At 36.3% G+C, this 7,801-nt stretch carries 7 protein-coding genes; 6 read left to right on the top strand and 1 reads right to left on the bottom strand.

Going from position 1 to position 7,801, the window contains the following annotated elements; translation table 11 throughout:
- Positions 1–162, top strand: coding sequence for a type IX secretion system membrane protein PorP/SprF (locus O0955_RS12030; RefSeq protein ID WP_269427793.1), 162 nt, complete (start codon positions 1–3; stop codon positions 160–162).
- A gap of 77 nt (positions 163–239) precedes the next feature.
- Positions 240–692: an NUDIX hydrolase gene (locus tag O0955_RS12025; protein WP_269427785.1), complete on the top strand. Its 453-nt coding sequence runs from the start codon at positions 240–242 to the stop codon at positions 690–692.
- Here O0955_RS12025 and O0955_RS12020 read toward each other — a convergent pair.
- Positions 689–1,792: a DNA alkylation repair protein gene (locus tag O0955_RS12020; RefSeq protein WP_269427784.1), complete on the bottom strand. Its 1,104-nt coding sequence runs from the start codon at positions 1,790–1,792 to the stop codon at positions 689–691. The genes O0955_RS12025 and O0955_RS12020 overlap by 4 nt on opposite strands.
- 134 nt (positions 1,793–1,926) lie before the next feature.
- On the opposite strand from O0955_RS12020, the gene O0955_RS12015 reads away from it, so the two are divergent.
- The 4 genes from O0955_RS12015 to O0955_RS12000 all read left to right on the top strand — a co-directional run bounded on the left by O0955_RS12015 (position 1,927) and on the right by O0955_RS12000 (position 7,758).
- Positions 1,927–2,784: an NAD(P)-dependent oxidoreductase gene (locus O0955_RS12015; protein WP_269427783.1), complete on the top strand. Its 858-nt coding sequence runs from the start codon at positions 1,927–1,929 to the stop codon at positions 2,782–2,784.
- 185 nt (positions 2,785–2,969) lie between these two features.
- Entirely contained in the window at positions 2,970–3,359 is a 390-nt protein-coding gene (locus tag O0955_RS12010; RefSeq protein ID WP_269427782.1) for a BlaI/MecI/CopY family transcriptional regulator, read from the top strand.
- A gap of 34 nt (positions 3,360–3,393) precedes the next feature.
- Entirely contained in the window at positions 3,394–5,286 is a 1,893-nt protein-coding gene (locus tag O0955_RS12005; protein ID WP_269427781.1) for a M56 family metallopeptidase, read from the top strand.
- 24 nt (positions 5,287–5,310) lie between these two features.
- The gene (locus O0955_RS12000; RefSeq protein ID WP_269427780.1) at positions 5,311–7,758 is read left to right on the top strand and encodes an outer membrane beta-barrel protein; all 2,448 of its coding nucleotides are present in this window, start codon (positions 5,311–5,313) and stop codon (positions 7,756–7,758) included.
- The last annotated feature ends 43 nt before the right edge of the window (positions 7,759–7,801 follow it).

Here is a 7,801-nt window from a genome sequence, read left to right as displayed (position 1 = left end):
GTGGCGGCCCAGTTTTTTGCTAACAGCAATTTACGGATCGGTTATGCCTATGATTTCTCAATCGGGGCTTTGCAGGGTTACAGCGGGGGTACCCATGAGATTTCAGTGGGTTATTTCTTCAACCGCAAGAGCCTGAGAATGGGTACACCAAGGTATTTCTAATCGCTAAATCATCTAAAGCTATCCAAAAGCTTTAAATACGATTATCCAATCTAAAATAAAACGGCTAACTTGCTTCAATGAAACAAAGCGCCGGTCTCTTACCTTTCCGTAAAACAAAAACCGAAACAGAGTTCTTCCTGGTTCATCCCGGCGGCCCTTTCTTTGCTAAAAAAGATGCAGGTTGGTGGACAATTTCTAAAGGTGAAATTATGGAAAATGAAAAACCATTAAACGCTGCAATAAGAGAGTTTGAAGAAGAAACCAGTTTTTTGTTGAATGGCAGTTTCATCGAATTAAACCCTGTTGTACAAAAAGCAGGGAAAAAAGTATTATGCTGGGCAATTGAGGCAGATTGCGATCATACAAAAATGGTAAGCAATACTTTCGAAATAGAATGGCCACCCCGTTCCGGAAAAATGAAAAGCTTTCCTGAAATAGATAAAGCGGGATGGTTTAATTACACAGAAGCATCAAAACTCATTAACGAAAGGCAAATTGCTTTTTTAGATCAATTGATAAGTATCCTTTAGACCAGCAACTCAAAACTCATCTTGTCTTTTTCTGCTCCATTAATAACTACTGAAATTTGATGGGTACCCAAATGAAAACGTCTTGTCGTAATTAAAACAAATTTTTGTTTTCGGTTTATTGCCGTTTTCGAATGGGCAGGATAAATTCGTTCCGAAATTTTAAATACTTTCTTCGTATTCTCTCCATTCTGCTTTTTATAATAAACAGCATATTCCAACCTGATTTTTTGCGCTGTTTGATTTGTATTTGCTATGGAAAATGAAAACTCCAGGCTTTCGCCAATTTTAACTTCAGGAGTAAGGATTTTAAAATCAGACAATAGAATTCCTTCGTCAGAAAGACCATAATGTTTTAATATTTCAACATGGCCTTGTTTTAATAAAGTACGGCAGCCATGTTTTATAATGGCATCTGTTTCTTTGCTTATGCCCAACCACCTTTTAGCTATTTCTAAAACAGTTTGAGGATGATCTTTCGCGATATCATTTAAGTTATTGGCAACGCTGCGTCTAACCCATTCAGAAGGATCATTTTTAAGGTTTTCCAATATGGGAAGAATCGGAGCGGGACTTTTCTTTAGTGCCGGGATACCCATTGCCCAGGGTAACCTTGGCCGGCAGCCCTCGGTTGCCAATCTGCGTACTTTATAGTTTTCATGCAATGACCATTTTTCCATTGCATGAATCATATCATCACCATATTTCAAAATAAATGGACGAACTGCAAACTCGCAACTTACAAACTGAGTTACAAATTCCAATGCCTCTACTGAATTTGAAAAATCATCAATTCCATAAGTTTCAATATAGTCTGGTAAAAACATGTAAGCAAGACCATCTTCTCCAATGCCTTTTATCCTTAGCTGATTAATTAATTTTTTAAGGAGTGCAATAGTTTGCGAATAATCAGCGGGTAAAAACTGGTGCAATACTTTAGCAGTATGTTTCATCCTTTCCTTTAATTCCTTAGCCTCAAAGTCAGGCGTAAAAATTTCTTTGATAAACTTAGGCTTATCAAAATCCGGAATAGTAATCGCTAAAACATTACTTAATCTTTCGTAAAAGGCCGGAGAATATAAATCTTTAAGAAGGCTGCTCATATTTTTTAAATCTATTAACAAAGTTAAACCTTAAATTATATTTTGTTACCTCTATAGCATTTTTACCATTTACTAATAGATTTCAGCTTTTTGTTTGCCAAATTTGTTAAACAAGTACTTGTAAATAAAAACAAATGAATAATACTAAAATAGGATGGATTGGCTTAGGCAATATGGGCATACCCATGGCCGGACAATTAATAAAAGCTGCTTACCCGGTTACCGTTTATAACCGAAACAAAGAAAAGGAAACTTCGCTGAAGAATATCGGTGCTGATATAGCTTCGAGCCCGGCAGAGTTAATTGAAAAAACAGATGTGGTATTTATAATGGTTTCAGATGATAAAGCAATAGATGAAATTTTTAGAGGCGAAAGAGGGCTTTTAAAAGCTCAAGCTTCAAAAAAAATAATCATCAACATGAGCACCGTTTCGCCGGGTATTTCGAAAGAAATGGCAAAAATTTGTAAGCAAAGCGGGAATGAATATTTAGATGCCCCTGTTTCCGGAAGCGTAAAACAAGCAGAAACCGGACAGCTGGTGATTATGGTTGGTGGAGACAAACAGGCATTTGATAAGGCCAAACCCATATTGGAAAAACTTGGGAAAATGGCCCTGCTGGTTGGCCATAACGGAGCTGGTAACAGTACAAAACTGGCTATTAATTCGCTGTTGGCTTATTATGCACAGGGTTTAGCCGAAACGGTATTGTTTGCCAATGCACAGGGGGTTAAAACCGAAGATTTATTAAACCTGATCAATAATGCCGCAATTGGCAACACTTTTACTAAAATTAAAGGTGATGCCATTACTCAGGATAACTTTAATGCGGCATTTGCGCTGAAACATATTGTTAAAGATTTGAAACTGGCGAAAAATGAAGGGCTTTCGTCACCTCTGGCTCAAACAGTTTTACAAACTTTTGAAGATGCGGAAAGTCGCTATGGTGAAGAAGATATTATTGCCATAATTAAAGCCTTGAAAAACAACTGATTTTCTGAATATATGCAGTCATCAGGAAGCCTGATAAAAAGAATTTATTTTTGTCAGGTTTTTTTTATGAATTTATGATTTGTATCGTATTGTTTTTTAGTTATTTATAAGTTGTGTTTTAATTTTTGTAAAAAAATAATTTCTCTAATATTTGTTTCGTACGAAAACTATCGTACCTTTAGATTATGAAAAGTAACCAGACTGAAAATAACCTTCCTGAACCAACTAAAGCTGAGCTGGAAATATTACAGGTACTGTGGGAATTTGGTCCCTCTACAGTTCGGTTTGTAAACGATAAATTGAATGAGCAAAGGGAAGTCAATTATACTTCGACCTTGAAGCAAATGCAGATTTTAACCGAGAAAGGAATTTTGAAACGTGATGAAAGTCAGATGAAACACATTTATATTCCGGTTGAAGCTGAAGAAAAAACTAAAGATCAGCTGTTGGATCGTTTTGTAAATACCCTTTACAAAGGCTCAGCTTCGAAACTAATGATGCAGCTTTTGGGCAATGAAAAAACATCGAAATCAGATATCAAAGAGATTAAGAGGCTATTGGATAGCATGGATTAATAATTGAAATATAAGATTCTAAAGAACCACAATTATGGAATTTAAAATAGTTAATCTTTTACCCGAAAACTGGCTAAATGCCCTGGGTACAACACTTTTTCACTCTCTTTGGCTTGGTGTTGTACTGGCGTTGCTAAGTGGCTTGGTAATGTTTAGTACCCGTAAATCGAGTGCGGCAACCAGGTATAATTTACTAACCGCCTGTTTAAGCCTTTTTGTAATTGCTATTGGAGTTGTATTTTATAATGAACTGGTTACGCAAGATACTGTGCAATCTGTTTTGAATAATCCAAAACAGATTGGGAATGTAACACAAGTTATAAACCAACAGGTTGTAGGGGGTGTTAAAACAGATTTACAATTAAATTTAGATAAAATACGCTCCATTTGGAACACCTATAATTACCAGATTGTACTGATTTGGTTCTTAATTATTTGTGCAAAAAGCATCCAGCTACTGGTTGGTGTTAATACCATTTATCATTTAAGAACCAATAAAATTTATGCTGCCGGCCGTAAATGGGATGAAAAACTTGATGAACTTGCCGCAAAATTAGGTGTTAATCAATCTGTTAAAATATTACAATCCGGAATTGCCCAGGTGCCCATGGCTGTAGGTCATTTTAAACCGCTGATTCTGATTCCGCTTGGCCTGTTAAATGGTCTTTCAGGCACTGAAGTAGAAGCAATTCTTGCTCACGAACTGGCACACATTAAGCGCAAAGATTATCTGGTCAACTTTCTTCAAAGTTTTATCGAAATCGTATTCTTTTTTAACCCGGCAGTATTATGGGTTTCAAAATTAATTAAAACAGAAAGGGAGCACTGTTGTGATGATTTAGCAATTGCCTGTGTTAACGACCGCAAAAATTATGTTAAAGCCTTAATCTTTTGTCAGGAATTTAAACAAACAGCTCCTCAATATGCAATGGCCATAACCGGGAAAAGAAATAACCTGTTGCACCGTGCCAGCAGGATGTTATTCGATACCAAATCAACATTAAATAAAATGGAAAAGACAATTTTAACCTTAGCACTCGTTTCTGTAGTGCTGTGTACCGCTGCGTTTAAAAATGCAGGACAGGCAAAAACTGCAATTAAAAAACACATCTCGACTGCGACTACCACTATTGAAAACACAATAGTACAAGACACAACTAAAAAGAACAAATCTGTTAAAAACAAAGAAGCAAGCACATCTGGAAAAAATCAATCAGCGGAGGATCTTGAAAAAGCAATTTCTGATAAAGTACGTGCTATGGATCAGCAGATATTAGCAAATGATAAAGCTTTACAAGCTGCAGATAAACAACGTGTTGTAGACGATGCGAAATATAGTAAAAATCAAAAAAGATACGAAGAAGATCAGAAGCGTTACGCGGCTGATGCAGCGCAATATGCCAGAGATGCAGCACAATTTGCTAAAGATGCTGTGCAGTATGTAGAAGATACTAAACGATATGCAAAAGAAGGAAGGAATTTACCTGTTCCGCCAACACCACCAACACCGGTTTCTATTCCTATGCCTGAAAACTTAGGTACGCCGCCTCCAACCCCGGCAACTCCACCAACTCCTGTTACGCCAGTAATGCCTCCTGCACCGCCATCATCAGTGACTTATTCTATTACTTCCTCTCCAAAAGGAGAAGCTAAAGTTAAAACCAGCACAGAGCATGCTGTTAAGTCTGTAAGTGTAACCAACGGCGACGGAACGGATTACACAGATGAGATTAATAGTGAACTGATGAAAGATGGTATAATTAGTCAAACTACTAAGTTATCTTATAAATTGGATAAGGATAATCTGATCGTAAATGGGGTGAAACAATCATCGGGTTTGCATAAAAAGTACAAATCAAAATACCTTAAAAGAGATAACCACTCTTTAATGTACAACTACGAGATTGATACTAAAAATAAATTCTAACCAGAATACCCTCACAAACTCTATATGAAACTGAAATTAATGGCTTTTTTAGTCACGTGTCTTTGTATTGCTTCAACTTTAGCTAAAGCCCAGCAACCTGAGACTAAAATTTACGGACATGTGAAAGATGCAGATTTGAAAAATATCGAATTTGCAACAGTAGCCTTAATGAAAGATTCTGTTTTGCTTAAAACTACATTTACAGAGGCTGATGGACTTTTTAGCTTTGAAAAATTAAGCTATGGTCAATACCAGATTAAAATCTCCGTTTTAGGAGCACCTATTTATAAAACAGGAATTCTTTTGCTGGATGCAAATCACCCGGAAATTAACCTGGCCGATTTGAAAATAAGTACTGCTGCTACCCATCTAAAGGAGGTAAACATCACGGCACAAAAAGCTTTTGTAGAAAGAAAAATAGACCGGACAGTTGTAAATGTTGATGCTTTAATATCCAATACCGGAACCACAGCACTGGATGTTTTAAGTAAATCGCCGGGTGTAAATGTAGATCAAAACGGGAACATCACTTTAAAGGGTAAAAACGGGGTGAGCATTTTTATTGATGATAAACCAACTTATTTATCCGGAGCCGACCTTGAAAACTATTTAAAATCTTTACCCTCATCTTCATTGGATCAGATTGAATTAATGACCAACCCGCCTGCTAAATATGATGCCGCGGGTAATGCAGGGGTAATCAATATTAAAACTAAAAAAACAAAGATTACCGGTTTTAACGGCGGTGTAAATCTGAGTCTGAATCAAGGCGAGCTGACACGGTCTAACAATAGCTTCAATTTCAACTACAGGAAGGATAAAATTAATGTTTTTGGAAATTTAAGTTACAATCTGAACAATAGTTTTACCGATCTGGATTTAAACCGGAAATATAAAAAGGATGATGGAAGTGCAGATTACTATTTTAATCAGAATTCATATTTCAGAAGACACGGAAATACTTTAAATCTAAAAACCGGACTGGATTATTATGCATCTGACAAAACAACCTGGGGAATGGTTTTTACGGGTATGAACCGAAAATCAAAACAGGTAAATAATAATACGAGTAATTTGTCAAATGCCGGCAGACAACTGGATTCTGTAATTAAAGCAGAAAATATTGATCGCATTCTTTATCAAAATGCAGGTGTCAATTTAAATTACCGGCATAAATTCGATAAAGCAGGCAGAGAATTAACCGTTGATGCAGATTATTTGCTTTACAGAAACCAAACAAATCAGGCTTATTATAATTATAGTTACCTGTCTGATATGACTTTAAAATCACAGGATATTTTATCCGGTAATTTACCTTCAAACATTGATATTTATACTGCAAAGGCAGATTATTCTCAGCCTTTAAGCCATAACTGGAAATTAGATGCAGGTTTAAAAACCGCTTATACCAAAACCAATAATATTGCCGACTATTCGATAACAGCAAATAATAAAACGGTAGCCGATTACGAAAAAAGCAATCATTTTATTTATAAAGAAAACATTAATGCTGCTTACCTGAACTTTAGCCGGGAAGGCAAAAGGTTCTCCTTACAGGCTGGTTTAAGGTATGAAAATACCATTTCTAATGGCCACCAGCTAGGTAACCTGGTAAAACCCGACTCTAGTTTTAAAAGAACCTATAATAGTTTATTTCCAACATTTTATTTCACTTACAAACTGGATACCGCAGGAAATAATGAACTGGGTTTAAATTATGGAAGAAGAATAGACCGGCCATATTATCAGGATTTAAATCCATTTTTTTCTCCACTGGATAAATTTACTTACTATGTGGGAAATCCGTTTTTAAAGCCGGCATTTACCCAGAGCCTGGAGCTTTCTCATATTTTTAAAAATAAAATAACCACAACACTCGGTTATAGTTGGGTACGAGATGAGGTAAATGAAACCATTGAGATTTTAAATGGTACTTACTACAGCAGACCAGCAAATGTGGGTAAAACTACAGTTAAAAATATCTCGGTAAACGGAGAAATTGACATTACAAAATGGCTTAAGTTAAATGCCTATTTGGAACTGGGTAATATTATTTCGAAGACAGATTTTTACACGGGCTTTTTATCTACAAACGGAACTTATTTTAGAACCACGCCAAACTTACAAATGAAAATAAGTCCGACCTGGAATACAGAGGCAAATTTCAGATACCAAAGTAAGCTATCAAATGTGCAGTTTCTGGTGGGCGCAGTACATGAATTTGGGGCCGCTGTTCAGAAAAAACTTTCGCCAAAAAGTACTTTAAAACTTTCTGCCAGCGATATTTTTAGAGACCGTGTATTTGTTGGGGTAATTAATAACCTGGCTAAAACAGAAGCCAACTGGACCAATCGGGGAGATTCCAGAACCGTAGTATTAAGTTATAGTTATCGTTTTGGAAAGGCATTTTCTACACCATCCAAACATGAATCATCAGGTGCTGATGAAGAAAAAAACAGGGTGAAGAACTAAGGAATATTTATCATTCTGGGCCTGCCGAAACTCTCCGCAGGCT

The sequence above is a fragment of the Pedobacter punctiformis genome (assembly GCF_027213715.1).
In the GTDB taxonomy this organism is placed as follows: domain Bacteria; phylum Bacteroidota; class Bacteroidia; order Sphingobacteriales; family Sphingobacteriaceae; genus Pedobacter; species Pedobacter punctiformis.
This window is presented reverse-complemented; position numbering and strand designations above follow the sequence as displayed.